Origin of the sequence: Bradyrhizobium uaiense (assembly GCF_010811875.1) — a bacterium.
Classification (GTDB): Bacteria; Pseudomonadota; Alphaproteobacteria; order Rhizobiales; family Xanthobacteraceae; genus Bradyrhizobium; species Bradyrhizobium uaiense.
In genome coordinates, this window is the sequence record NZ_VKHP01001146.1 from 1 (window position 1) to 226 (window position 226).

A 226-nucleotide genomic window follows, 5' to 3' on the forward strand; every position below is an offset into this window, starting at 1 on the left:
TATCAATACAATGACCTGATCGATCCGCCGGCAAAACGCGAGACCATCACGATCTTCGAAACCGATGCGCAGGCCGAATGGGCGCGCGCCGTCTATTCCCTGGACGCCGCAGACCGATCCGTCCGGCGTGGTGCACAAGACGATCGATTATCCCGGCGTCCCGGTCGATCATTCGACGGTCACGGAGAACCACGGCATCCTGAAGAACGTGCGCATCCCGGTGCGT

The 226-nt window shown here is 60.6% G+C and carries 1 pseudogene; it reads left to right on the forward strand.

Annotation, left to right across the window (positions count from 1 at the left end):
- Nucleotides 1-226 (forward strand): annotated as a pseudogene (locus FNJ47_RS55365) (acetamidase/formamidase family protein); the annotation flags it as partial.